The organism is Bradyrhizobium sp. USDA 4501 (genome assembly GCF_054062115.1).
The window spans coordinates 4,180,006-4,205,050 of the sequence record NZ_JBSSEX010000001.1 but is presented as its reverse complement, the minus strand read 5'-3'; the positions used below and the strand labels follow the sequence as shown (position 1 = coordinate 4,205,050).

Here is a 25,045-nt window from a genome sequence, read left to right as displayed (position 1 = left end):
AAGTATATTTGTCGTTAAAAATTGGTTAAACAGCAAGATTACTGAACCTCGATTGACTACCCCAAGGCGGTAACAAGATATTTCAGCACGAGATAATCCGGATTTACTGCCCAATTCGTGCCTCATTGGGAAACCAAACGGCCTTGGTCAACGAAGGGACGGGGGTTCCACTTGCCGCGTTAGCGGCAATACTGTCTGAGGGTCTTATCAATGCTGAATATCAAGAAGGCGGCGGGCAACGTAACCCGCTCGCGTACGGCGCTTGCTTTTGTAGCCGCAACTATTCTGGTCGGGGGCAGCGTGACCGAGGCGTCCGCGAAGTCCCGGCACCACCATCATCGCCACCACCATCATCACCACGCCCGCGCCGAAGGCTCGTCCTGGCGCGACGCCAATGCATCGATCCAGCCGTCCGGCGGCCACTCGTTCTCGGGGATGGCCTCCTTCTACGGCAATGAGTCGGGCAGCCGCACCGCTTCCGGCCAGCGCTTCAACCAGAACGCCATGACCGCGGCCCACCGCTCGCTGCCGTTCGGCACCAGGCTCCGCGTCACCCATGGCGGCCGCAGCGTCGTCGTCACCATCAACGATCGTGGCCCGTTCATCCGCGGCCGCGTGCTCGACCTCTCCACCGGCGCAGCACGCGCCATCGGCCTGACCGGTGCCGGCGTCGGCCGCGTCACCGCTGAGGTCGTCTCGTAAGCGCCTTCAGTAAGCGTTGCGTTGCGTAACGGCCGCGAGGCCTGCTTCGCGCCAAAAAATGGCCTGCCGTCGCAAATGACGGCAGGCTTTTTCTTTTGCGGGCTGCGGCCGCCAGCCTGCGTCATTGCGAGCCACCCGGTCGGCGCGAAGCGCCGCCGGATGACAGGCTCCGCGAAGCAATCCATGGACCCGCATGCGCGGAGCGATGGATTGCTTCGTCGCTTTCGCTCCTCGCAAATGACGGTCAAGATTGAAGCTGCTTACAAAAAGCTCTGCGGATCGACGTCGACCTCGAGCTTCAGATTGCCCTTGGTCTTGGGACCGGATTCCAGCCATTCGCGCAGATATTGCGACAGATCGACATTGCGCAGCGACTTCACCAGCAGGCGGAAGCGATAGCGGCCCTTGATGACGGCGAGCGGCGCCTCGGCGGGGCCGAGCACCTGGATCCGCTCATCGAGCGGCGCCACCGCGGCGAGCTTGCGGGCGAAGCCTTCCGCGGTCGGACGGTCGCCGGCGGAGACGATCAGGCTCGCCAGCCGGCCGAACGGCGGGTAGCCGGTGCGCTCGCGAATCTCGATCTCGCTGGCATAGAACGCCTCGCGGTCATTGGCGATCAGGGCCTTGATCACCGGATGCTCCGGCTGATGGGTCTGCAGAAAGCCGACGCCGCGGCCCTGCTCGCGGCCGGCGCGGCCGACCACCTGGTTCAGCAGCTGGAACGTTCGCTCGGCGGCGCGCGGATCGCCATTGCTCAGGCCGAGATCGGCGTCGATGACGCCGACCAGATTGAGCCGCGGGAAGTTGTGGCCCTTCGCCACCAGCTGGGTGCCGATGATGATGTCGACGCGACCCTCGGCGATCTCGTTGAGCTCGCTGCGCATGGTCTCGATCGAGGTGATGAGATCGCTCGACAGCACCATCGTCCGTGCCTCGGGGAAGATGTGGGCGGCCTCCTCCTGCAAGCGCTCGACGCCGGGCCCGACCGCGACAAGCGATTCCTCGGCCGCGCAATGCGGGCAGATATTCGGACGCGGCATCGAGAAGCCGCAGTGATGACAGACCAGCCGCTGCCGGAATCGGTGATCGACCAGCCATGCATCGCAGATGGTGCAGGCGAAGCGGTGGCCGCAGGCCCGGCACAGCGTCAGCGGTGCATAGCCGCGGCGGTTGAGGAACAGCAGCGCCTGCTCGCGGCGCTCGATCGCATGGCGAATCTGCTCGGCCAGCACCGGCGAAATGAAGCGGCCGCGCGGCGGCGGCGCGCGGCGCATGTCGATCGCCTCGATATGCGGCATGTGCTGGCCGCCGAACCGCGACGGCAGCGCCACGCGCTGGTAGCGCCCCTTGCGCGCATTGACTTCGCTCTCGACCGACGGCGTGGCAGAGGCCAGCACGATCGGGATCTTTGCGATATGGGCGCGGACCACCGCCATGTCGCGCGCGTGATAATGCGCGCCGTCGTCCTGCTTGTAGGCCTGGTCGTGCTCCTCATCGACGATGATGAGACCGAGATCGGCATAGGGCAGGAACAGCGCCGAGCGGGCGCCGACCACGACCGGCGCCTTGCCCTCGGAGATCGCGGCCCAGTTGCGCGCGCGCGTGCGCGGCGTCAGCTCCGAATGCCACTCCAGCGGCCGCACGCCGAAGCGCTGCGCGAAACGGTCGAGGAACTGGCCGGTCAGCGCGATCTCTGGCATCAGGATCAGCGTCTGCTTGCCGCGGCGGATATTCTCGGCGATCGCCTCGAAATAGACTTCGGTCTTGCCGGAACCGGTGACGCCGTCGAGCAACGCGACGTGAAAGCTGCCGCTCGCGGCCAGCGTCCGCATCACGTCGACGGCACTGCGCTGCTCGCGCGAAAAATCCGGCTGCGCATAGGAGGAATCCGGAACGGGCGGCGGTGCCGGCGGCGGCATCGCCTCGACCGTGAGGGTGCCTTCGTCGACCAGGCCGTCGATCACGCCGGAACTGACGCCGGCCTCCCGCGCCGCCTCCGATTTGCCGTGCAGCAAGCGGTCCGACAGCACCTCGATCACCCGCCGGCGTGCCGGCGTCAGGCGCCGCGGCGGCTCGCCGACCAGCCGCACGCCGAGCCGCATCCGCTCCGGCCCGAGATTTTCGCCCATCCGCAGCGTCATCCGCAGCACCATGCCGCGTGCCGACAGGGTGTAATTGGAGACCCAGTCGACCAGCTGGCGCAACTCCGGCTTCAGCGGCGGAACATCGAGCTTCTCGCTGACGTCCTTGAGCCGGTTGTGCAGCCGCGGATCCGGATTGGCATTTTCCGCCCACACCACCGCGACGACCTCGCGCGGCCCGAGCGGAACGCCGATCACGTCGCCCGGCGCAAGCTCCATGCCGCGCGGAACGCGGTAGGAATAGGTCTGGTTCAGCGCGACAGGCACCAGCACGTCGACGACACGTATCGTCGATGCAGAGGCTGGGCCGGGGCGCGTGGTATGGTCCATTGAATCAGAAACCTTGAACCCGAGCGGGCTAGAGATTTGGTTTCTGATTGAATCAGAACCAAATCTCCAGCTTCTTGTTTTGACGCGTTTTCTTCACGCGAACCGGCGTCCACTTCGCTCGAAAACGCTCTACCACCGCTTCGCGCCTTAGCGAACGGTAAACGAAGGCAGTGCGATATAATCAGGAGATGAGCAGCGCCAATAGCCCTTAAGACACGGACTTAAGACACGGACATGGCCCGGACCGATCAGCCCATCCAACCACTCGAGCTCGACTGCGCCGATGCATCGATCACGCAGGAGATGACGCGCTGGCTGTCGCATCTGCGTGCGGAGCGGCGGCTGTCGCCGAAGACGCTTGAGGCCTATGCCCGGGACGTGCGCCAATGCCTCGCCTTCCTGGCCGGGCACTGGGGCGCGCGGGTGACGCTTGAGGCATTTTCCGCGCTCGAGGCGAGCGATGTGCGCGCCTTCATGGCGATGCGCCGGACCGAGGAGATCGGCGGGCGGTCGCTGATGCGGGCGCTGGCGGGCCTGCGCTCGTTCGGACGATTCCTGGAACGCGAGGGCAAGGGCAAGGTCGGCGCGCTCTCGGCGATCCGCGCGCCCAAGGTGGCGAAGAGCCTGCCGAAGCCGATTCACATGGAAGCGGCGAAACGCTTTGCCGACGCCGACGAGCGCGCGGACGAAACCCGCGAGACCTGGATCCTGGTGCGCGACGCCGCCGTCATGGCGCTGCTCTATGGTTCGGGCCTGCGCATCTCCGAGGCGCTGGGGCTGAAGCGCCGCGACGTGCCGAAACCTGGCGAAGGCGACGTGCTCGTGGTGACCGGCAAGGGCAACAAGACCCGCATGGTGCCGGTGCTGCAGAACGTGCTGCAATTGATCGCGGACTATGCCGCGATCTGCCCGCATCAGCTCAGCCCCGCGGGGCCGATGTTCGTCGGCGCGCGCGGCGGCCCCTTGAGCCCGCGCATCATCCAGCTCACCATGGAGCGGCTGCGCGGCGCGCTCGGCCTGCCCGACAGCGCAACGCCGCATGCGCTGCGGCATTCCTTCGCCACGCATCTGCTGAGCCGCGGCGGCGATCTGCGCGCGATCCAGGAATTGCTCGGCCACGCTTCGCTGTCGACCACGCAAATCTACACCGGCATCGACAGCGAGCGCCTGCTCGAAGTCTATCGCTCCGCGCATCCCCGAGGTTGAACGTTCGGTTCTGAAAAAATAAAGCGCGGGCTTTGGCCGCCGTCATGCGCCGTTCATCTTCAGACGGTTACCCAAAACCCTTCGGCCCTTGCCTTGTGCGCCGCATTCGGCAATCGTGGCGCGGTCTCATCCGGAGGGGAATCATGAGCGCACATGAAAGTATGGAGCACGCGGAGCATGCCGAGCATGCCTCGGGCGAGAACAAGAAGATCGCGCTCCTGATCGCCGTGATCGCCCTGTGCCTGGCGCTGTCGGAAACGCTCGGCAAGGGCGCCCAGACCGAATCGATCAGCAAGAATGTCGAGGCCTCCAACCTGTGGGCTTTCTTCCAGGCCAAGAGCATCCGCCGTACCACGGTGCAGATCGCGGCAGAACAGGGCAAGCTGAACCTCGCGACCACCACCGACGAGGCGGCCAGGGCCGCGCTGCAGAAGCAGATCGACGATTGGCAGAAGACCGCGGCGCGCTACCGCTCGGAGCCGGAAACCGGCGAGGGTTCAGAGCAGCTCTCCGAACGCGCCAAGCACGCCGAGCATGAGCGCGACGAGGCCACCGCGAAATATCATCATTTCGAGCTTGCCTCCGCCGCCTTCCAGATCGCCATCGTGCTGGCGTCGGCAACCATCATTACGGGCATCATCGCGCTGGCCTGGGTCTCCGGCCTGGTGACGCTCGCCGGCATCGTGATGACGGCGCTCGGCCTGTTCCAGCCGCACTTGCTGCATCTGCATTGAGCGCAGCGCGCCGCTTTCGAACCGTCATCCTGAGGAGCGCGCCCTTGCGCGCGTCTCGAAGGATCGACGGCCACCGGCCGGGCCGTGCATCCTTAGAGACGCGCGTTCCGCGCTCCTCAGGATGACGGAATAGAAAGTTTTGATCAAAGAGGCTTGCTGGTCTGATGCACGCTTTTGCGGAAGCGCGCGATCACGCGCAGCGTGCGCGCCGCCCAGCCCTCGCCGTCGCCACTAATCATCTCGCGAATGCGCCGCTTGATTGGCTCGACCAGCGCGGTGGCCTTGGCCCGCAGCGCCATCACGAAATTATAGAGTGCCTCGAACCAGGGCATCTCCAGCAGTTTCGGCCGCGTCACGTCGAACAGGAAGGCCGTCACGCCGACGCCGACGAACTTGGCGAACAGGATCAGCGAGACCGCACTGAACCAGTATTGGTTCGCCAGCAGCCAGAGCCCGATCAGCTTGAGCGGAAACAGCGGGATCACCGGCACGACGAAGACAATCAGGGTCATCGCCGGCGACAGCGAATCGACCCGGTCGGCAAGCCATTGCTTGAGCGCGCGGAGCGGAATCCACGCCACCGCCCGCGCCACGATCGGCTCGAGATGGTCCCATAGCCAAGCCTCGACCAGGAAGATGATCGCAAGCAGGACCCAGAACGGCTGAAGCAGGCGGCGCAGCATCGCTATGATCTCAACCCGGCTGACGCCGGACTTTCGATCATCACATATGGATGGCGCGCTTGCCCACCGCAAGCGCGGCTTCCTTGATCGCCTCCGAACGGGTCGGGTGCGCGTGGCAGGTGCGTGCCAGATCCTCGGCAGATCCGCCAAATTCCATCAGAACGCAGGCTTCGTGGATCATTTCGCCGGCTTCGCGGCCGACAATGTGGACGCCAAGCACCCGATCCGTCTTCGCATCTGCGAGAACTTTCACGAAGCCGTCGGTGGTCTGATTGACCTTGGACCGGCCGTTCGCCGTGAACGGGAATTTGCCGACGGTGTACGCGACGCCGGCCTGCTTGAGTTCTTCCTCGGTCTTGCCGACCGACGACACTTCCGGCGTGGTATACACAACACCTGGAATGACGTCGTAGTTCACGTGGCCGGCCTGGCCCGCGATGATCTCCGCACAGGCAACGCCTTCGTCTTCCGCTTTGTGCGCGAGCATCGGCCCGGCCACGACGTCGCCGATCGCGTAGATGCCCTTCACGTTGGTCGAGAAGTGCGCGTCGATCTCGACGCGGCCGCGATTGTCGAGCGCAACGCCGGCTTCCTTCAGCCCGAGCCCCTCGGTGTAGGGCACCCGGCCGATGCAGACGAGCACGACGTCGGCTTCGATGGTTTCCGCAGCGCCACCCGCGGCGGGCTCGACCTTGGCCTGCAGCGTCTTGCCGGAGCTATCGACCGCGGTGACCTTGGCGCCGAGCTTGAAGACGAAGCCCTGCTTCTCGAGCATGCGCTGAAATTGCTTTGCCACCTCGCCGTCCATGCCGGGCAGGATGCGGTCGAGGAATTCCACGACCATGACGTCCGCACCGAGACGCCGCCAGACCGAGCCAAGCTCGAGCCCGATCACCCCCGCGCCGATGATCAGCAATTTCTCCGGCACCTTCTCCAGCGACAGCGCGCCAGTCGAGGACACGATGCGCTTCTCGTCGATGTCGATACCCTTCAGGCGGGCGATATCGGAGCCGGTGGCGATCACGATGTTCCTGGTCTCGACGGTCTCGGACTTGCCGTCACCGGAGACCTCGACCTTGCCGGCACCGAGGATCTTGCCGGTCCCCTTGAGCACGTCGATCTTGTTCTTCTTCATCAAGAACTCGACGCCCTTGACGTTGCCGTCGATGCCCTGCTGCTTGAAGTTCATCATCGCGGGCAGATCTAGCTTCGGCGCCGGGACGCTGACGCCCATCTTGGCAAAGGAGTGCCCGGCTTCCTCGAACATCTCGGAGGCGTGCAACAGCGCTTTCGACGGCATGCAGCCGACGTTGAGGCAAGTGCCGCCCAGCGTCGCGTCCTTCTCGACGACGGCGACCTTCATGCCGAGTTGCGCCGCGCGGATCGCGCAGACATATCCGCCCGGGCCGGTGCCGATGACGACGAGATCGTAAGAAGCCATGATGGAAGGTCCTGTAGCTAAGCTCTGTGACAATTACGCGGGGCGCGATCGTGACGGCAGACCGCCGCCCGCTCTTGATCGTGTGCTAGCGACCGCCCGACACGTCGAGGATCGCGCTGGTGACATAGGAAGCCTCGTCCGAGATCAGCCAGACGATGGCGTTGGCGATTTCATCGGCGGTGCCGACACGCTTCATCGGCACCATATGGGCAAGCCGGTGCGCGCGATCGGGCTCGCCCCCCGCGGCGTGGATGTCGGTGTCGATCAGTCCCGGCCGGATGCCGGCGACGCGGATGCCCTCATTCGCGACTTCGTAGCCGAGGCCAATCGTGAAGGAATCGATCGCGCCCTTGGAAGCGGCATAGTCGACATAGGTGTTGGGCGCACCGAGCTTCGCCGCCACCGAGGACAGGTTGACGATGACGCCGCCCTTGCCGCCGTGCTTGGTCGACATGCGCTTCACCGCCTCGCGCGCACACAGGATGCTGCCGGTGACATTCACTGCCATCATCTGCTGGATACGCTCGGCCGACATCTCGTCGACACGCACGCCGCTCTTGCCGACGATGCCGGCATTGTTGACGAGCGCGCCGAGCGTGCCGAAGCCGTCGGCCGCCTTGAACAGCGCCAGGATGTCCTGCTCGCTGCCGACATCGCATTTCACCGCGATCGCCTTGCCGTTGCTGGCTTCGATCGCGGCGACGACCTCGTCCGCCGCGGTCTTGTTGGATGCATAGCCGACCACGATGCGATAGCCGCGCGCGGCGGCAGCGAGCGCGGTGGCGCGGCCGATGCCGCGGCTGCCGCCGGTGATGACAACGACCTTATCCGTCACTTTGATCCCCAAATGTGAGCAACCAACAGATCGCGGCGCCCGAGCCGATCGGACGCCGCGCGCGATACGACCTTAGAGGTCCAGCACCAGGCGGGCCGGATCCTCCAGGCTCTCCTTGACGCGCACCAGGAAGGTAACCGCTTCCTTGCCGTCGATGACGCGGTGATCATAGGACAGCGCCAGATACATCATCGGGCGCACCTCGATCTTGCCGCCGACCACCATCGGCCGCTCCTGGATCTTGTGCATGCCGAGGATGCCGGACTGCGGCGCATTCAGGATCGGCGTCGACATCAGCGAACCGTAGATGCCGCCATTGGTGATGGTGAAGGTGCCGCCCTGCATCTCGTCGATCTTGAGTTGGCCGTCGCGGGCGCGGCGGCCGTAGTCGGCGATCGACTTCTCGATGTCGGCGATCGACTTGTGGTCGCAGTCGCGCACCACAGGCACCACGAGGCCGCGGTCGGTGCCGACCGCAACGCCGATGTGATAGTAGTTCTTGTAGATCAGGTCAGAGCCGTCGATTTCGGCGTTGACCGCCGGAATGTCCTTTAGCCCCTGCACGACCGCCTTGGTGAAGAAGCCCATGAAGCCGAGCTTCGAGCCGTGTTTCTTCTCGAACGTGTCCTTGTAGAGGGCCCGCAGCTTCATCACCTCGGTCATGTCGACCTCGTTGAAGGTCGTCAGCATCGCGGCGGTGTTCTGCACGTCCTTGAGGCGGCGCGCGATGGTCTGGCGCAGCCGGGTCATCTTCACGCGCTCCTCGCGCGCGGCGTCGTCCGCCGGCGACGGCGCACGAACCTGCACGGCGGCGGCCGGCTGGTTGACCGGGGTCGGCGCCGAGGCGGCCTTCTCGATCGCGGCCAGCATGTCGCCCTTGGTCACGCGGCCGTCCTTGCCCGAGCCGGGAACGGTGGACGCATCGATGCCGCTTTCAGCGGACAGCTTGCGGACCGAGGGTGCCAGCGGCGCATCCGCCGGCGGCGCCTTCGGCGCAGCGGCAGCAGCCGGCGCAGCAGCGGCAGCCGGTGCGGCGGCCTTGGCGGGAGCCGCAGCAGCCGGCTTGGCGGCCGGAGCGGCGCCGTCATTGATCTGTCCGAGCAGCGCGCCGACGGCGACCGTCTCGCCGTCCTTGGCGATGATCTCGCCGAGCGTACCGGCCACCGGCGCGGGCACCTCGATGGTGACCTTGTCGGTCTCCAGCTCCACCAACGGCTCGTCCACCGCGACAGCTTCACCGGCCTTCTTGAACCAGCGGCCGATCGTGGCCTCGGTCACGGATTCGCCGAGCGTTGGAACGCGAATTTCAGTCATGGTCTTTTCCTCGATAACCCTGCGGTCGCAAAATTTGCGGTCGTGAAACTTGTCCGCCACCGCCCGCAAAGCGAGCGATCCGGTACTCCGTGACGACAGCACTTCTGCTGGATGACGCGGGATACCGGATGCCCCGCATTCGCGGGGCATGGCTTCAATGAAAGTCGTTAGTTCAGTGCGTCGTCGAGCAGCGCCTTGAGCTGCGCCAGATGTTTCGACATCAAGCCGGTCGCGGTTGCCGCCGATGCCGGACGGCCCGCATAGCGCGGACGCCTGTTGGGTGCGTGGATCTGGTTGAGCACCCATTCCAGATAGGGCTCGATGAAGTGCCAGGAGCCCATATTGCGCGGCTCTTCCTGGCACCAGACCACTTCGGCGTTCTTGAAGCGGCCGAGCTCCTGCACCAGCGCCTTCAGCGGCACCGGATAGAGCTGCTCGACGCGCATCAGATAGATGTCATCGATGTCGCGCTTCTCACGCTCCTCGTAGAGATCGTAGTAGACCTTGCCGGAGCACAGCACGACGCGGCGAATCTTGTCGTCCGGCACCAGCTTGATCTTCTCGTCCGGCAGCATCTGCGCGTCATCGTACAGAATGCGGTGGAACGTGGCGTTCTTGCCGAGCTCCTCGAGCTGCGACACCGCGCGCTTGTGGCGCAGCAGCGACTTCGGCGTCATCAGGATCAGCGGCTTGCGGATCTCGCGATGCAGCTGGCGCCGCAGCACGTGGAAGTAGTTCGCCGGCGTGGTCGGATTGACCACCTGCATGTTGTCTTCGGCGCACATCTGCAGGTAACGCTCGAGGCGCGCGGAGGAATGCTCCGGTCCCTGCCCTTCGTAGCCGTGCGGCAGCAGGCAGACGAGGCCCGACATGCGCAGCCACTTGCGTTCGCCCGAGGAGATGAACTGGTCGAACACCACCTGCGCGCCGTTGGCGAAGTCGCCGAACTGCGCTTCCCAGAGCGCCAGCGCATTCGGCTCGGCCAGCGAGTAGCCGTATTCGAAGCCGAGCACCGCCTCTTCCGACAGCAGCGAGTTGATGACCTCGTAGTGGCCGGTGTCTTCGCCGCCGAGATGGTTGAACGGCGTGTAGCGGCTCTCGTCCTCCTGGTCGATCAGCACTGAATGGCGCTGCGAGAAGGTCCCGCGCTCGGAATCCTGGCCGGACAGTCGCACATGATGACCTTCCTGCAGCAGCGTGCAGAATGCCAGGGCCTCGCCGGTGGCCCAGTCGATCCCGACACCGCTATCGATCGCCTTGGCGCGATTGTCGAGGAAACGCTGGATGGTGCGGTGGACGCGGAAGCCGTCCGGCACCTTGGTGATCTTGCGGCCGATATCCTTGAGAACGGCGACATCGACGCCGGTGACGCCGCGGCGGGCGTCCTCTTCCTGGTCGGCGATCTTGAAGCCTGCCCACTTGCCGTCGAGCCAGTCGGCCTTGTTCGGCTTGTAGCCGGCGCCGGCTTCAAGCTCGGCGTCGAGCCGCGCGCGCCAGTCGGCCTTGGCCTTCTCGACCTCGCCCTCGGTCAACACGCCGTCAGCGACCAGCCGCTTGGCGTAGATCTCGAGCGTTGACGGGTGAGAAGCGATCTTCTTGTACATCACCGGCTGGGTGAAGGCCGGCTCGTCGCCCTCGTTGTGGCCGTGGCGCCGGTAGCAGAACATGTCGATGACGACCGGCTTGTGGAATTTCTGCCGGAACTCGATCGCGACCTTGGCCGCGAACACCACGGCCTCCGGATCGTCGCCATTCACGTGGAAGATCGGCGCATCGATCATCTTCGCTACGTCGGACGGATAGGGCGACGAGCGCGAGTAGCGCGGGTAGGTGGTGAAGCCGATCTGGTTGTTGACGATGAAATGCAGCGAGCCACCGGTGCGATAGCCCTTCAGGTCGGACAGGCTGAAGCATTCAGCCACCACGCCCTGGCCTGCGAATGCCGCGTCGCCGTGCATCAGCAGCGGCAGCACGGAGATACGCATATCCGGCGGATCGCCGTGCTGGTCCTGCTTGGCGCGCACCTTGCCCATCACGACCGGATCGACGATCTCGAGATGCGACGGGTTTGCGGTCAGCGACAGATGGATGTTGTTGCCGTCGAACTCGCGGTCCGAGGAGGCGCCGAGGTGATACTTGACGTCGCCCGAGCCTTCGACCGAGTCGGGGTTGGCGGAACCACCCTTGAACTCATGGAACAGCGCGCGGTGCGGCTTGCCCATCACCTGGGTCAGCACGTTGAGGCGGCCGCGATGCGGCATGCCGACCACGATCTCCTTCACGCCGAGATTGCCGCCGCGCTTGATGATCTGCTCGAGCGCCGGGATCAGCGATTCACCGCCATCGAGGCCGAAGCGCTTGGTGCCGGTGAACTTGGTGTCGCAGAACTTCTCGAAGCCGTCCGCCTCGATCAGCTTGTTGAGGATCGCGCGGCGCCCCTCGGGCGTGAACGAGATTTCCTTGTCCGGCCCCTCGATGCGCTCCTGGATCCACGCCTTCTGCGCGGCGTTCGAGATGTGCATGAATTCGACGCCGAGCGTCTGGCAGTAGGTGCGTTCGCAGATCTGCACGATCTCGCGCAGCGTGCCGTATTCGAGGCCGAGCACGTGGTCGAGGAAGATCTTGCGATCGAAGTCCGCCTCGGTGAAGCCGTAGGAGCGCGGATCGAGCTCCTCGCGGTCGCGCGGCGCCTCGATGCCGAGCGGATCGAGCTTGGCGTGGAAATGGCCGCGCATGCGGTAGGCGCGGATCAGCATCAGTGCGCGAACCGAATCGCGGGTGGCCTGATGGACGTCGGCATCGGACAGTTCGGCGCCCTTGGCCTGCGCCTTGGCCGCGAGCTTTGTGCCGACCGCCTTCTCGACCTGGGCCCAGTTGCCGTCGAGCGCCGAGGTCAGCTCGTCGCGCGGCGTCACCGGCCAGTTGTCGCGGCCCCACGAGGCGCCCTCGGCGTTCTTCTGGACATCGGCCGGGGCGTCCTTCAGGCTTTTGAAGAAATCCTGCCATTCGGCGTCGACCGACGACGGGTCCTGCTCGTAGCGGGCGTAGAGGTCGTCGATGTAGGCGGCGTTGGTGCCCTGCAGGAATGATGAGAGTGCAAAAGCGGCGTTCGCGTCTTGGCGAGACATGGGCAGTCCTGGTGATTTTTTCGGTTCGCGCGTAGGAGACGGCGCTGATGCCGGTCTGGAAGTGCGCCGGCTGGATTGATACCCTTTACCCTATGTAGGACAGATATTCCTGCCTAAAAGAACTAAGAAATGAATTTATTTTCATTTTTTATTGATCGGCATTCCGGCACCAAAACGCAATAAAAGAGCGGGTTCCCCAAGGAGAACCCGCCCCAAATCACGCCAAACCTCGAAGGGAACTCGCCGGACGGCGGTTACTTCAGCATTTCCGCGAGCGTGTGCCCGAGGCGCGCCGGCGACGGCGACACCCTGATGCCGGCGGCTTCCATCGCCGCGGTCTTGGAACCAGCGTCGCCCTTGCCGCCCGAGATGATCGCGCCGGCATGGCCCATGCGGCGGCCTGGAGGTGCGGTGACACCGGCAATGAAGCCGACCATCGGCTTCTTGCGGCCGCGCTTGGCCTCGTCCTTGAGGAACTGGGCGGCGTCCTCCTCGGCGGAGCCGCCGATTTCGCCGATCATCACGACCGACTTGGTCTTCTCGTCGGCCAGGAACATCTCCAGCATGTCGATGAACTCGGTGCCCTTGACAGGGTCGCCGCCGATGCCGACCGCGGTGGTCTGGCCGAGACCCTCCTGGGTGGTCTGGAACACCGCCTCATAGGTCAGGGTGCCGGAGCGGGAGACGATGCCGACCGAGCCGGGCTTGAAGATGTTGGCCGGCATGATGCCGATCTTGCATTCGCCGGCGGTCATCACGCCGGGGCAGTTCGGCCCGATCAGCCGCGACTTCGAGCCCGACAGCGAGCGCTTCACACGCACCATGTCGAGCACCGGGATGCCCTCGGTGATGCAGACGATCAGCGGGATTTCCGCGTCGATCGCCTCGCAGATCGCGTCGGCTGCGCCCGGCGGCGGGACATAGACCACGCTGGCGTCGGCGCCGGTCTTCTCGCGCGCTTCGGCGACGGTGTCGAACACCGGCAGGTTGAGATGGGTCGAGCCGCCTTTGCCCGGCGCCACGCCGCCGACCATCTTGGTGCCGTAAGCGATCGCCGCTTCCGAATGGAACGTGCCGTTCTTGCCGGTGAAGCCCTGGCAGATGACCTTGGTGTTCTTGTCGATCAGAATGGACATGGTTCGAGATGCTTTCGCGAGACGATCGGTGATGGGACTCTATGGTTTGAGCATGATCTTGTCGGAAAACCGGAGACCACTTTTCCGGATCATGCTCAGTGAATACGCCGGTACACGCCGGTGAGCACGTCGGCCCACCCTTCCGCGTCAGGCGAGAACTGGATTTTCATGTTGTAGGTGTTGTCGTCGACGACCTCGTAGACGTGACGGGCATTGCCGCGCAGCGAGCCGCGCACCAGGATCAGCGACTTGCCCGCCCAGCCACCGGACGCCGGTGACGGCGGGTAGTAGCCGAGCGAGTCGTGCCAGAACAATTTGTAGGCCCGATCGTCGCGGTCGTAGGTGAACACGCCGTGGGTGGCGAAGCTCTCCTTGCCGTCGCGGGTCTGCACGCTGTCCTGGATCAGGTAGAAGCCGTTGAGCGCGATGCGCGCAACGACCTGCGAGGTGGCCGGACCGCCCGCGGTCCAGCGCGACGGATAGACCATCTCTTCGCCGCTCCACTCGCCCGCAAACGCCGCGAGCTTGCGGTGTTCGTCCAGCGGTGTCGGAGCGTCGAGATGATCGGCCATCGTTAGCCTCCCTTGACGGCTTTCACGATCTTCTGTGCAGCGTCATCGAGGTTGTCGGCGGGCAGGACGTTGAGGCCGCTCTCGCGGATGATCTTCTTGCCCTGCTCGACATTGGTGCCTTCGAGGCGCACCACCAGCGGAACCTTGAGGCCGACCTGCTTCACCGCGGCGACCACGCCCTCGGCGATCACGTCGCACTTCATGATGCCGCCGAAGATGTTGACCAGGATGCCCTTCACGTTCGGATCGGCAGTGATGATCTTGAACGCGGCCGCGACCTTCTCCACGCTGGCGCCGCCGCCGACGTCGAGGAAGTTAGCCGGCTCCATGCCATATAGCTTGATGATGTCCATGGTCGCCATGGCGAGCCCGGCGCCGTTGACCATGCAGCCGATCGTGCCGTCGAGCGCGACGTAGTTGAGGTCGTATTTCGACGCCTCGATCTCCTTGGCGTCTTCCTCGGTCTCGTCGCGCAGCGCGACCACGTCCGGATGACGGTAGAGCGCGTTGCTGTCGAATGACACCTTGGCGTCGAGCACGCGCAGCTGGCCCTGCTTGGTGACGACGAGCGGATTGATCTCGAGCATCGCCATGTCCTTGGCGGCGAAGGCGGCATAGAGCTGGCCGGTCAGCTTCTCGGCCTGCTTGGCGAGATCGCCGGTCAGCTTCAGCGCCTTGGCAACCGTGCGGCCGTGATGCGGCATGATGCCGGTCGCGGGATCGACCGAGAACGAGACGATCTTTTCCGGGGTCGAATGCGCGACCTCTTCGATATTCACGCCGCCTTCGGTCGACACCACGAAGGAAATTTCGGAGGTCTCGCGATTGACCAGGATCGAGAGGTAGAACTCCTTGTCGATGTCGGAGCCTTCCTCGATGTAGAGGCGATTGACCTGCTTGCCGTGCGGACCGGTCTGCACCGTGACCAGCGTCGCGCCGAGCATCTGCTTGGCGAATTCGGCGACCTCGGCGGCCGACTTGGCGATGCGGACGCCGCCCTTGTCGCCGGCCGATGCTTCCTTGAACTTGCCCTTGCCGCGGCCGCCGGCATGGATCTGGCTCTTCACCACCCAGATCGGGCCAGGCAGCTGCTTGGCCGCCGCGTCGGCCTCTTCCGGCTTCAGCACCGGCACGCCGCGCGAGATCGGCACGCCGAATTCATGCAGCAAAGCCTTGGCCTGGTATTCATGGATATTCATGGAAAGACGCTCCCAAACCCTCGTGCGGCGACCTTTTACGTCAGCCTTGAGACTGGCATACCATATACCAAAGCTCGCGCAACTAAAAAATCCGCCGGAATTTCATCGCCTTGGACCCGACAGGCGATTGAAACCGCCTATCGGGTCATTGCCAATCGAGATTACTTGCCGAGCAGATCGGGCGCGATCTTCTTGCAGGCGTCGACCAGGCCCTGCACCGCACCGACCGACTTGTCGAAAGCCTCGCGGTCCTTGCCCGCCAGTTCGATCTCGACGATGCGCTCGACACCCTTGGCGCCGACCACGACCGGCACGCCGACATACATGTCCTTCACGCCGTACTCGCCGTTGAGATAGGCGGCGCAGGGCAGCACGCGCTTCTTGTCCTTCAGGTAGCTCTCGGCCATCGCGATCGCGGACGCAGCCGGCGCGTAGAAGGCGGAGCCAGTCTTGAGCAGGTTGACGATCTCGGCGCCGCCGTTGCGGGTGCGATCGACGATCTCATCGATGCGCGCCTGCGAGGTCCAGCCCATCTTGACGAGGTCGGGCAGCGGAATGCCGGCGACAGTCGAGTAGCGGGTCAGCGGCACCATGGTGTCGCCGTGGCCGCCGAGCACGAAGGCGGTGACGTCCTCGACCGAGACGTGGAATTCGTCGGCCAGGAAATAGCGGAAACGCGCGGAGTCGAGCACGCCGGCCATGCCGACCACCTTCTTGTGCGGCAGGCCCGAGGCCTTCTGCAGCGCCCACACCATGGCGTCGAGCGGGTTGGTGATGCAGATGACGAAGGCGTCGGGCGCGTACTTCTTGATGCCGGCGCCGACCTGCTCCATGACCTTGAGGTTGATGGAGAGGAGATCGTCGCGGCTCATCCCGGGCTTGCGCGGCACGCCGGCGGTGACGATGCAGACCTTGGCGCCGTCGAGCGCTTCATAGGAATTGGCGCCGACCAGATTGGAATCGAAACCGTCGACCGGCGACGACTGCGCGATGTCGAGCGCTTTGCCCTGCGGCACGCCCTCGGCAATATCGAACAGCACGACGTCTCCGAGTTCCTTGAGGCCGACGAGGTGCGCCAGCGTTCCGCCGATCTGTCCGGAGCCAATCAGAGCAATCTTGTCGCGTGCCATGGGAAATCAGTCCTTTGAACTGTGTACGGGAGGGAGGGAAGTCGGTTGCAAGGGTGGTTATCCCTTTCGAATGATCCATTCAAGTCGCGGCCTGCCCGATTGCGGGCCCTGCCTGGAATTCGATCAGGCATGCCAGCAACATCCGCCGCGGAGACACGAAAAGTTGCTCCGAACCGGACCGCGCGCAAGACGGAATTTCGAGACGGAATTTCGAGGCTGAATTTCAGGTCTCGACCAGGCCGGTCGACGCGCCGCTCGCGGAGGAGTCCTTCCGGCCGTGCGCCAGCGCCAGGTAGGATTCCGAGCTCATCTCGATCAGGCGCGAGGATGTGCGCTTGAACTCCATCGCCTCGACGCCGTCGGTCGCAAGGTACAGCGACACCGGATCGGCCTCGGCCGAGGCCATCAGCTTCACGGCATTGTCATAGAGCGTGTCGATCAGCGAAATGAAGCGCTTGGCGGCATTGCGCTCGGCGTAATCCATCACCGGAATGTGGTCGATCAGGATCGTGTGGTAATCGTGCGCGAGCCTGAGATAATCGGACGCGGCAAGCGGCTTCTCGCAGATGTCCATGAAGCTGAAGCGCGCGACGCCGTGCGCCGAGCAGGGCACGTTCAGGATGCGTCCCTTGATCGGAATGAGGCGTGCCTTGCACGGGGCATTGCCGGTCATCTTCCGCCAGGCCGCGTTTAGCGCGGCATCGGCCGCGTCATCCGCGGGCACCAGCCACATCTTGACGCCGACGAGTTTCTCCAGCCGGAAGTCGGTGCGCGCATCGAGCCGCAGCACGTCCATGTGGTCGGAGATCTGCGCGATGAACGGCAGGAACAGCGCGCGATTGAGCCCGCCCTTGTAGAGATCGTCAGGCGCAACGTTCGAGGTCGCGACCACCACGGTGCCGAGATCGAACAGCTTGGCGAACAGCCGGCCGAGGATCATCGCATCGGCGATGTCGGTGACGTGAAATTCGTCGAAGCAGAGCAGCCAGGCTTCGTCGAAGATCGCCTGCGCTGTGAGCGCGATCACGTCGCCGTCCGCGATCTCGCCGCGCGCGATCTGCTGACGGTAGCCGTAGATGCGCTCATGCGCCTCGGCCATGAATTCGTGGAAGTGCGCGCGGCGCTTGTGTTCGACCGGGCTCTGCTGGAAGAACAGATCCATCAGCATGGTCTTGCCGCGACCGACCTCGCCGTGGACGTAGAGCCCGCGCGGCGGCTTGTCGTCCTTGTCGCCGCCGAACAGCCGCCCGAACAGGCCTTGCTTGCGCTGCGGCTTGTAGCTCGCGAGCCGCTCATCCAGCGCGCCGAATGCCTCGGCGGCGCGGGCCTGGGCGGGATCGGCCTCGATCGCGCCGGAGGCGACCAGGGATTTGTAGAGCTCGAGAAAGGAACTGGGCGAGGTGGACAGCATGAGCCCACCTTACGGCCCTAGTGTGCGGCAAATTGCAAGCCGTGAATTGTGCCAGTGGGGTATGCACTTTCCTCTCCCTCGCCCCGCTCTTGCGGGGAGAGGGCTGGGGTGAGGGGCTCTCACCACCCGACGCGCTCTATCGACGGACCCGTACCCCCTCACCCGGATCGCATCTTCGATGCGATCCGACCTTTCCCCGCAAGCGGGGCGAGGTGAAGAGGCTCACGCGCAGAGCGCGTAGGAATCCTCGACCACATAGGGGCCGCCGCCTGTCGACGCGCGCGACGAGAACAGCACGAAGCGGTCCGCCAGGAAGCTGCGGCTCGGGAAGTAGCCGCGCACGGACAGATAATCCGCGACGTCCTGGCTCGAAGCGTCATGCAGACGAGCGAGCGTGACATGTGGCGTGAATTTCCTGCCCTCGGGATCGAGCCCCATCCGCTGCATCATCCGCTCGAGCTCGGCCTGCAGTTCGATCAGCGGCCGGCTCGGCTCGACGGCGGCAACCACCGCGCGCGGCTTGCGTCCGCCGAAGCTCGACAGGCCTTGCAATTTGACCTCGAACGGCTTGCGGTTTACCCGAAACAACATCGTCGCGATCTCGTTGGCCCACATGCCATCGATATCGCCGATGAAGCGCAGAGTGACGTGATAATTTTCGGGATCGATCCAGCGTGCGCCGGGAAGGCCGCCACGCAAGCTGGAGAGGGTTTGGCCGATATCGGCCGGAATTTCCAGTCCAGTGAACAGACGCGGCATCGCAATAATCCTCGATGCTTGGCGCGGGTTTTGGGAGCCCGCACCCTGTAACGGCCCGGCGACGAATCACCGATGCCTATTTGTACCCGAGATATGTGACTCTGCGAAGCATGACCCGTTAACAGCTCGTAAACCTACGGACACGGCACGGCTCACTGCCTGCGCTTCAACTGCGTTGCCCTGATATTGCGCCGAGAAATGCCTCCACTGTGGGCAGGATATTTTTCACAACGATGTCCACACCTGCTGCCGTCGGATGCATGCCGTCGGCCTGGTTGAGTTTCGCGTCGGCGGCAACCCCATCGAGGAAGAACGGATAGAGCGGCACGCCAAGGGTCTTCGAGAGATCCGGATAGATCGCGTTGAACTTCGCTGCATACTCACTGCCATAGTTCGGTGGCGCGAGCATGCCGCACAAGAGCACGGCGATCTTGCGCGCCTGCAACTTTGTGATGATGTCGGAGAGCGCGGCACGCGTGACGGCGGGATCGATGCCGCGCAAGGCATCGTTGGCGCCAAGCTCGACAATCACGGCATCGGTTCCATCAGGCACCGACCAGTCGAGCCGCTCGCGGCCGCCCGAGGCGGTGTCGCCGGACACCCCGGCATTGCTCATCTCGACCTTTATCCCCTTGGCTTCCAACGCCTTTTGCAGCCGGATCGGGAATGCCGCCGGGCCCGGGAGGCCGTACCCGGCGCTCAGGGAATCGCCCAGAATCACCATCTTGATCGGCTTCGCCGGGCCCTTCTCCGGGCCATTCTCCAGCCTTGGCGTCTGCGCGCTGGCCGCCGTCATCAAGCCCATAAGCAACACGAGTATGTGCACGAAGATTCTCAACCGGCCCTCGACCGCAGACGCGGAAGTGCCATATGACCGAACCATGGACAGTCTCATCGAATCCTCTTCACTGACCGACGTCGAGCCGGACACCATTGCCGTCAGGAACGTCAATCTCTCGCTCGGCACCGGCGCGGCACGGGTCCATATCCTCAAAGATATCAGCCTTCGTGTGGCAGCGGGTGAGGCCATCGGCCTGATCGGCCCGTCGGGCTCGGGCAAGTCGACCTTGCTGATGGTAATGGCGGGGCTCGAACGTCCTGACAGTGGAGAAGTGGTCGTCAACGGCACCTCGTTCAATGCCCTCGACGAAGATGCGCTGGCGCGCTTCCGCGGCCGCCAGGTCGGCATCGTCTTCCAGTCGTTCCATCTGATCCCGACCATGACGGCGCTGGAGAACGTCGCGGTGCCGCTCGAACTCGCCGGCAATCCCGATGCCGCCGCGCGCGCCGCGCAGGAGCTGCAATCGGTCGGGCTCGGCGAGCGGCTGCATCATTATCCGACGCAACTCTCCGGCGGCGAGCAGCAGCGCGTCGCGATCGCGCGCGCGCTCGCGCCCGATCCCGCGATCCTCGTTGCCGACGAGCCGACCGGGAATCTCGACGAGACGACGGGCAAGCAGATCGTCGACCTGCTGTTCACCAAGCACGCCGAGCGCGGCATGACGCTGGTGCTGGTGACGCACGATCTCGCGCTCGCGCAGCGCTGCGACCGCGTCGTGCGGCTGCGCTCCGGCCGCATCGACGGACAATCCACGACATGAGCATCGCGTCCGAAGCCGCGGTGCAGGGCCGCGCGTCGTCGCTTGCCTTCCGTTATGCGCTGCGCGAATTGCGCGGCGGCCTGCGCGGCTTCTACGTGTTCATCGCCTGCATCGCGCTCGGCGTGATGGCGATTGCCGGCGTCGGCTCGGTCGCCGCGAGCCTTGGCGACGGCCTGTCCCGCGAGGGACGTACGCTGCTCGGCGGCGACGTCGCATTCTCGCTGATCTCGCGCGAGGCCAAACCCAACGAGGTCGCCTATCTGCGCACACGCGGCGAGGTTTCGATCGCGGCCACGCTGCGCGCGATGGCCCGCAGCAATGACGGCAAGCTGGCGCTGGTCGAGCTGAAGGCCGTCGACGGCAAATATCCGATGCTCGGCGAGCTGACGCTCGAGCCGAACATGCCGGTCGCCGATCTGCTTGCCGAACGCGACGGCGTCTACGGCGCGGCCGCCGATTCGACGTTGCTGGCGCGGCTCGACCTGAAGCTCGGCGACCGCGTCACCATCGGCAGTGCGACCTACCAGATCCGCAGCGTGGTGGTGGCCGAGCCCGACAAGCTTGCCGGCGGCGTCGGCCTCGGGCCGCGCTTCCTGGTCAGCGAAGCCAGCCTGCACGCCACCGACCTGCTGCAACCGGGCAGCCTGGTGCGCTGGATCTACCGCGTGAAGCTGCCTGACGGCGCCAACGACGATCGCGCCACCACCGCGCTGATCGACGGCGCGCGGACCGCCGCGCCGGAGGCCGGCTGGGAGGTCCGCAGCCGCAGCAATGCCTCGCCGCAGCTCGAGCGCACCATCAACCGCTTCACCCAGTTCCTGACCCTGGTCGGCCTCGCGGCGCTGCTGGTCGGCGGTGTCGGCGTCGCCAACGCGGTGAAGAGCCATATCGACCGGCGCCGCGACGTCATCGCTTCGTTCAAGGCGCTCGGCGCCACCGGCCGCGACGTCTTCACGATCTACTGCACGCAGGTGGTGGTGCTGGCCGGGATCGGCTCGGTGATCGGGCTCGTGCTCGGCGCCGCGCTCCCCTTCGTCATCGTCGGCCTGTTCGGCAAGCTGCTGCCGCTGCCGGTAGTGCCCGCGCTGCATCCCGACGAGCTCGCGCTGTCCTTCCTCTACGGCCAGCTCACCGCGCTGGCGTTCGGGCTGTGGCCACTCGGCCGGGTGCATGACGTGCCGGTCGCGGCGCTGTTCCGCGAGACCGTCACCAGCGAGTGGCATCGCCCGCGCTGGAGCTATCTGGCGCTGATGGCCGTGGTGATCGCGCTCCTGATCGGAGTCGCGATCGGGCTTGCCTATGACAAGCGGGTCGCTGCCGTGTTCGTCGCCTCGTCGATCGCGGTGTTCCTGCTGCTGCGCGGAATCGCCGAGCTCCTGATGGCGGTGGCGCGGCGGCTGCCGCGCAGCCGCATGACCATGCTGCGGCTCGCGATCGCCAACATCCACCGGCCGGGCGCGCTGACGCCGTCGGTGGTGCTGTCGCTGGGGCTCGGGCTGGCGGTGCTCGTCACCATCACCCAGATCGACGGCAATCTGCGCCGGCAATTCCTGGCCGCCCTGCCGGAGCGGGCGCCGTCGTTCTTCTTCATCGACATTCCCTCCACCGAGGCCGACCGCTTCAATGCCTTCCTGGCGAAGGTCGCCGCCGGCTCGACCGTCGAGGATGTACCGATGCTGCGCGGACGGATCGTGGCCGCGCGCGGCGTCAAGGCCGACCAGCTCAAGCCGTCGGTCGATTCGGAGTGGGTGCTGCAGAGCGACCGGGGCCTGACCTACACCGGCGAAATTCCCAAGGGCTCGAAGATCGTCGAGGGCGAATGGTGGGGGCCGGACTACAGCGGGCCGCCGCTGGTCTCGATGGAGAAGAAGATCGCCGACGGCCTGTCGTTGAAGATCGGCGACGAGATCGTCGTCAACGTGCTCGGACGCGACGTGCCGGCGAAAATCGCCAACCTGCGCAACATCGACTGGCAGGGCCTCGGCATCAATTTCGTGCTGGTGTTCTCGCCGAATGCCTTCAGGAGTGCGCCGCACAGCCATGTCGCGACCCTGACGGAACCACACGCCGATTCCGCCGACGACGCGCGCATCATCAAGCAGGTCGCCGACGCGTTCCCGATGGTGACCAGCGTGCGGGTCCGCGAGGCGCTGGAGACGGTCGGCAGCGTGGTCAGCAATCTGGTGCTGGCGATCCGCGGCGCCAGCGCCGTGACGCTGATCTCCGCGATCCTGGTGCTCGGCGGCGCGCTCGCCGCCGGACACCGCCACCGCGTCTATGACGCCGTGATTCTCAAGACGCTCGGCGCCACGCGGGTGCGACTGCTCGGCGCCTACGCGCTGGAGTATCTGATGATCGGTTTTGCAACCGCGGTGTTCGGGGTGATCGCCGGCTCGATCGCGGCCTGGCTGATCGTGACTAGGCTGATGACGCTGAGTTTTATCTGGCAGGCCGGCAGCGCCGCGCTGGTCGTGGTCGCCGCGCTGGTCGTCACGGTCGGACTGGGGCTCGCCGGGACGCTGCTCGCGCTAAACCAGAAGCCGGCCTCAGTGTTGCGGAATTTGTGACAAAATGTAGCGGCGCGAGCGCCGTTTTTGCCTATGATGCTAGGGCAGAGCGACATTCGGCCGCGCGTGGAAGCTTGCGTCGGATGTGTTAATTTCCCACATACCAATCGGGTCGGATGGTCGGTTTGAATGACACGGAATTAATGTTCCGCAAACCGAGCCATCTGAGATAGATTTACGACCGGCGCCGCAAATCCCTTGCGCTCCACCGGGACCAACCACGGGAATTCGACCATGTCGGACCTAGACCGCAACTACGCTTCTCCTTTCGGCCGGGCCGCCGGGCGCATTGACGCTGCGGCCGTCGACGCCGGTCTGCGCGCCTACATGCTGCGCATCTACAACTACATGAGCATCGGCCTGGCCATCACCGGCCTCGCCGCGCTCGGCGTCTACATGGGTGCGGTGACGACCGACCAGTCGGCCGCCGTCGCCAAGTTCGGCAACGCCTATCTGACGCAGTTCGGCTACGCGATGTTCGTGAGCCCGCTGAAGTGGCTGTTCATCCTCGCCCCTCTGGCGATGGTGTTCGTCATCTCGGCCGGCATCAACCGCCTGCAGCCCGCGACCGCCCAACTCCTGTTCTGGGTGTTCTCGGCGCTGATGGGTCTGTCGCTGTCGTCGATCTTCCTGGTGTACACGCACACCTCGATCGTGCGCGTGTTCTTCATCACCGCGGCAACGTTCGGTGCGCTGAGCCTCTACGGCTACACCACCAAGCGTGACATGAGCGGCATGGGCTCGTTCCTGTTCATGGGTCTGATCGGCATCATCATCGCGAGCCTGGTCAACCTGTTCCTGGCGAGCTCGGCGCTGCAGTTCATCGTGTCGGTGGTCGGCGTGCTGGTGTTCGCGGGCCTCACCGCCTGGGACACCCAGCGGCTGAAGAACGACTACATCTACGGCTACGCCTCGCAGGGTGGCGTGATGGCAGAGCGTGCGGCAATCACTGGTGCGCTGTCGCTCTACCTGAACTTCATCAACCTGTTCACGCTGCTCCTGCAGCTGCTCGGCCAGCGCGACTAAGCGCCTCGAGCGAGCCGATCAAATCCAAGCCCCGGCCATTCCGCCGGGGCTTTTCTTTTGGGCGAGGCGAGATGTGATGTAGCCCGGATGAAGCGCAAGCGAAATCCGGGACAGGCTCATCCGCGGCTTCAACGGCCCCGGATTGAGCGGAGCCTGCCATCGAGCGCGTTTGCGCGCCCTGTTGCCTCCTCCGGGCTACGAAACTCGGGCACAACTGTGCCGCCGGATCAGCGGATTTGTAGCCCGGATGAGCGAAGCGACATCCGGGACGGTCTTACCACGCGAGTACAGCTTCCCCGGATTGCGCGGAGCCTGTCATCGGGCGCGCGTTCGCGCGGCCCGTTGGCTCCATCCGGGCTACAAGCGGACTGACCTGACGCGCTTACACCAGCGACAGCTTGCGATCGATCACGAACAGCACGCGTTCGAGTTCATGGCCACGACGGAGGATCAGGCCGGTCGCGGAAATCACGCTGTACATGCCCTGCTTGCGCGCAAGCCGGGGGTCCTTCTCGATCCGGTAGATCGGCACTTCCGACGCGCGCCGGAACACCGAGAACACGGCCCGGTCCTTCAGGAAGTCGATCGCATAATCGCGCCACTCGCCGTCGGCGACCATGCGGCCGTAGAGATTGAGAATGCGGTTGAGTTCAAGTCGATTGAAAGTCACGCGATTGGGCTGAGGGGTCGCGGCGGCGGTGCGCGCCGCGGCACGACTCCCGCTCGGATCAGTGTCCTCCGAGATCAAACTCATCGAGCGCCTCCTGTCACCTCGGTGGCGATCGGGTTCCGAAGGCCCCTCTTCGGGATCGTCACGAGAGTGACATGATCGCGCTAAGCGCGCGGGCCCGCAAGGGGCCAATCGCAATGCAACCGGGCCTTAACCACCGCCGCGCGCGGCGGATTGTCCGAAAAACCGCAGAGTCACGGGAACGTTAGCGGAATCATATTGCTGCCCCACTTCCGCCCATCGCCCGCCCCGCTGCCCTGCGAAAAGGAAATCCTGCGTTGGCCCGGTCCTTTCGGTTCCGGATTCCTCAGCCCCCAGCCCCCCGGGGCCGTCGGGATCGGGCCTGTTCGCAGGGGAGTCAAATCCCAACACTGGGCCAACGAAAGTTGGTCCTTTTTGT

At 64.9% G+C, this 25,045-nt stretch carries 20 protein-coding genes; 6 read left to right on the top strand and 14 right to left on the bottom strand.

Annotated features, from left to right (window positions below):
* The first annotated feature begins 210 nt into the window (after positions 1-210).
* Positions 211-702 (top strand): septal ring lytic transglycosylase RlpA family protein, encoded by a 492-nt coding sequence (locus tag ACVWZM_RS19360; protein ID WP_229189994.1) that lies wholly within the window; start codon positions 211-213, stop codon positions 700-702.
* A gap of 260 nt (positions 703-962) precedes the next feature.
* Here the strand turns inward: ACVWZM_RS19360 and ACVWZM_RS19355 are convergent, their stop codons facing one another.
* On the bottom strand, positions 963-3,173 hold the full coding sequence (locus ACVWZM_RS19355) for a primosomal protein N' (protein ID WP_456854278.1): 2,211 nt from the start codon (positions 3,171-3,173) through the stop codon (positions 963-965).
* 234 nt (positions 3,174-3,407) lie between these two features.
* Between ACVWZM_RS19355 and ACVWZM_RS19350 the strand changes: the two genes are divergently transcribed.
* Entirely contained in the window at positions 3,408-4,379 is a 972-nt protein-coding gene (locus tag ACVWZM_RS19350) for a tyrosine recombinase XerC (protein ID WP_316398401.1), read from the top strand.
* Between the two features lie 143 nt (positions 4,380-4,522).
* Entirely contained in the window at positions 4,523-5,113 is a 591-nt protein-coding gene (locus tag ACVWZM_RS19345) for a DUF4337 domain-containing protein (protein WP_316398400.1), read from the top strand.
* Positions 5,114-5,256: 143 nt separating this feature from the next.
* Here the strand turns inward: ACVWZM_RS19345 and ACVWZM_RS19340 are convergent, their stop codons facing one another.
* The 12 genes from ACVWZM_RS19340 to ACVWZM_RS19285 all read right to left on the bottom strand — a co-directional run bounded on the left by ACVWZM_RS19340 (position 5,257) and on the right by ACVWZM_RS19285 (position 19,547).
* Entirely contained in the window at positions 5,257-5,796 is a 540-nt protein-coding gene (locus tag ACVWZM_RS19340) for a hypothetical protein (RefSeq protein ID WP_225163860.1), read from the bottom strand.
* 40 nt (positions 5,797-5,836) lie between these two features.
* Positions 5,837-7,237: a dihydrolipoyl dehydrogenase gene (gene lpdA / locus ACVWZM_RS19335; RefSeq protein ID WP_456854275.1), complete on the bottom strand. Its 1,401-nt coding sequence runs from the start codon at positions 7,235-7,237 to the stop codon at positions 5,837-5,839.
* An 85-nt stretch (positions 7,238-7,322) separates the two neighbouring features.
* Positions 7,323-8,072, bottom strand: a complete 750-nt coding sequence (locus ACVWZM_RS19330) for an SDR family oxidoreductase (protein WP_057020974.1) — start codon at positions 8,070-8,072, stop codon at positions 7,323-7,325.
* A 72-nt stretch (positions 8,073-8,144) separates the two neighbouring features.
* The gene (gene odhB / locus ACVWZM_RS19325; protein WP_076834705.1) at positions 8,145-9,386 is read right to left on the bottom strand and encodes a 2-oxoglutarate dehydrogenase complex dihydrolipoyllysine-residue succinyltransferase; all 1,242 of its coding nucleotides are present in this window, start codon (positions 9,384-9,386) and stop codon (positions 8,145-8,147) included.
* 167 nt (positions 9,387-9,553) lie between these two features.
* Complete coding sequence (locus ACVWZM_RS19320) at positions 9,554-12,514, bottom strand: 2-oxoglutarate dehydrogenase E1 component (RefSeq protein ID WP_076834628.1); 2,961 nt, start codon at positions 12,512-12,514, stop codon at positions 9,554-9,556.
* 254 nt (positions 12,515-12,768) lie between these two features.
* Entirely contained in the window at positions 12,769-13,650 is an 882-nt protein-coding gene (gene sucD / locus ACVWZM_RS19315) for a succinate--CoA ligase subunit alpha (protein WP_456854273.1), read from the bottom strand.
* A 95-nt stretch (positions 13,651-13,745) separates the two neighbouring features.
* Positions 13,746-14,222, bottom strand: coding sequence for a DUF1579 family protein (locus ACVWZM_RS19310; RefSeq protein WP_057020925.1), 477 nt, complete (start codon positions 14,220-14,222; stop codon positions 13,746-13,748).
* A gap of 2 nt (positions 14,223-14,224) precedes the next feature.
* A complete protein-coding gene (gene sucC / locus ACVWZM_RS19305) occupies positions 14,225-15,421 on the bottom strand; it encodes an ADP-forming succinate--CoA ligase subunit beta (protein WP_057020926.1) in 1,197 nt (398 codons plus the stop codon).
* 161 nt (positions 15,422-15,582) lie between these two features.
* Positions 15,583-16,551: a malate dehydrogenase gene (gene mdh, locus ACVWZM_RS19300; RefSeq protein WP_028336306.1), complete on the bottom strand. Its 969-nt coding sequence runs from the start codon at positions 16,549-16,551 to the stop codon at positions 15,583-15,585.
* Positions 16,552-16,774: 223 nt separating this feature from the next.
* Entirely contained in the window at positions 16,775-17,962 is a 1,188-nt protein-coding gene (gene zapE / locus ACVWZM_RS19295; RefSeq protein WP_456854271.1) for a cell division protein ZapE, read from the bottom strand.
* A gap of 222 nt (positions 17,963-18,184) precedes the next feature.
* On the bottom strand, positions 18,185-18,721 hold the full coding sequence (gene thpR / locus ACVWZM_RS19290) for an RNA 2',3'-cyclic phosphodiesterase (RefSeq protein WP_057020928.1): 537 nt from the start codon (positions 18,719-18,721) through the stop codon (positions 18,185-18,187).
* Positions 18,722-18,887: 166 nt separating this feature from the next.
* Positions 18,888-19,547 (bottom strand): arylesterase, encoded by a 660-nt coding sequence (locus tag ACVWZM_RS19285; protein ID WP_057020976.1) that lies wholly within the window; start codon positions 19,545-19,547, stop codon positions 18,888-18,890.
* 55 nt (positions 19,548-19,602) lie between these two features.
* Between ACVWZM_RS19285 and ACVWZM_RS19280 the strand changes: the two genes are divergently transcribed.
* From ACVWZM_RS19280 to ACVWZM_RS19270, 3 genes are all read left to right on the top strand, one after another.
* Entirely contained in the window at positions 19,603-20,322 is a 720-nt protein-coding gene (locus tag ACVWZM_RS19280) for an ABC transporter ATP-binding protein (RefSeq protein ID WP_028336302.1), read from the top strand.
* Entirely contained in the window at positions 20,319-22,889 is a 2,571-nt protein-coding gene (locus ACVWZM_RS19275; RefSeq protein ID WP_057020929.1) for an ABC transporter permease, read from the top strand. The genes ACVWZM_RS19280 and ACVWZM_RS19275 overlap by 4 nt, the downstream gene beginning before the upstream one ends.
* 234 nt (positions 22,890-23,123) lie before the next feature.
* Positions 23,124-23,915 (top strand): Bax inhibitor-1/YccA family protein, encoded by a 792-nt coding sequence (locus ACVWZM_RS19270; RefSeq protein ID WP_021078796.1) that lies wholly within the window; start codon positions 23,124-23,126, stop codon positions 23,913-23,915.
* Positions 23,916-24,297: 382 nt separating this feature from the next.
* On the opposite strand, the gene ACVWZM_RS19265 is transcribed toward ACVWZM_RS19270, so the two are convergent.
* The gene (locus ACVWZM_RS19265) at positions 24,298-24,669 is read right to left on the bottom strand and encodes a DUF2794 domain-containing protein (protein ID WP_028340822.1); all 372 of its coding nucleotides are present in this window, start codon (positions 24,667-24,669) and stop codon (positions 24,298-24,300) included.
* Positions 24,670-25,045: the final 376 nt, after the last annotated feature.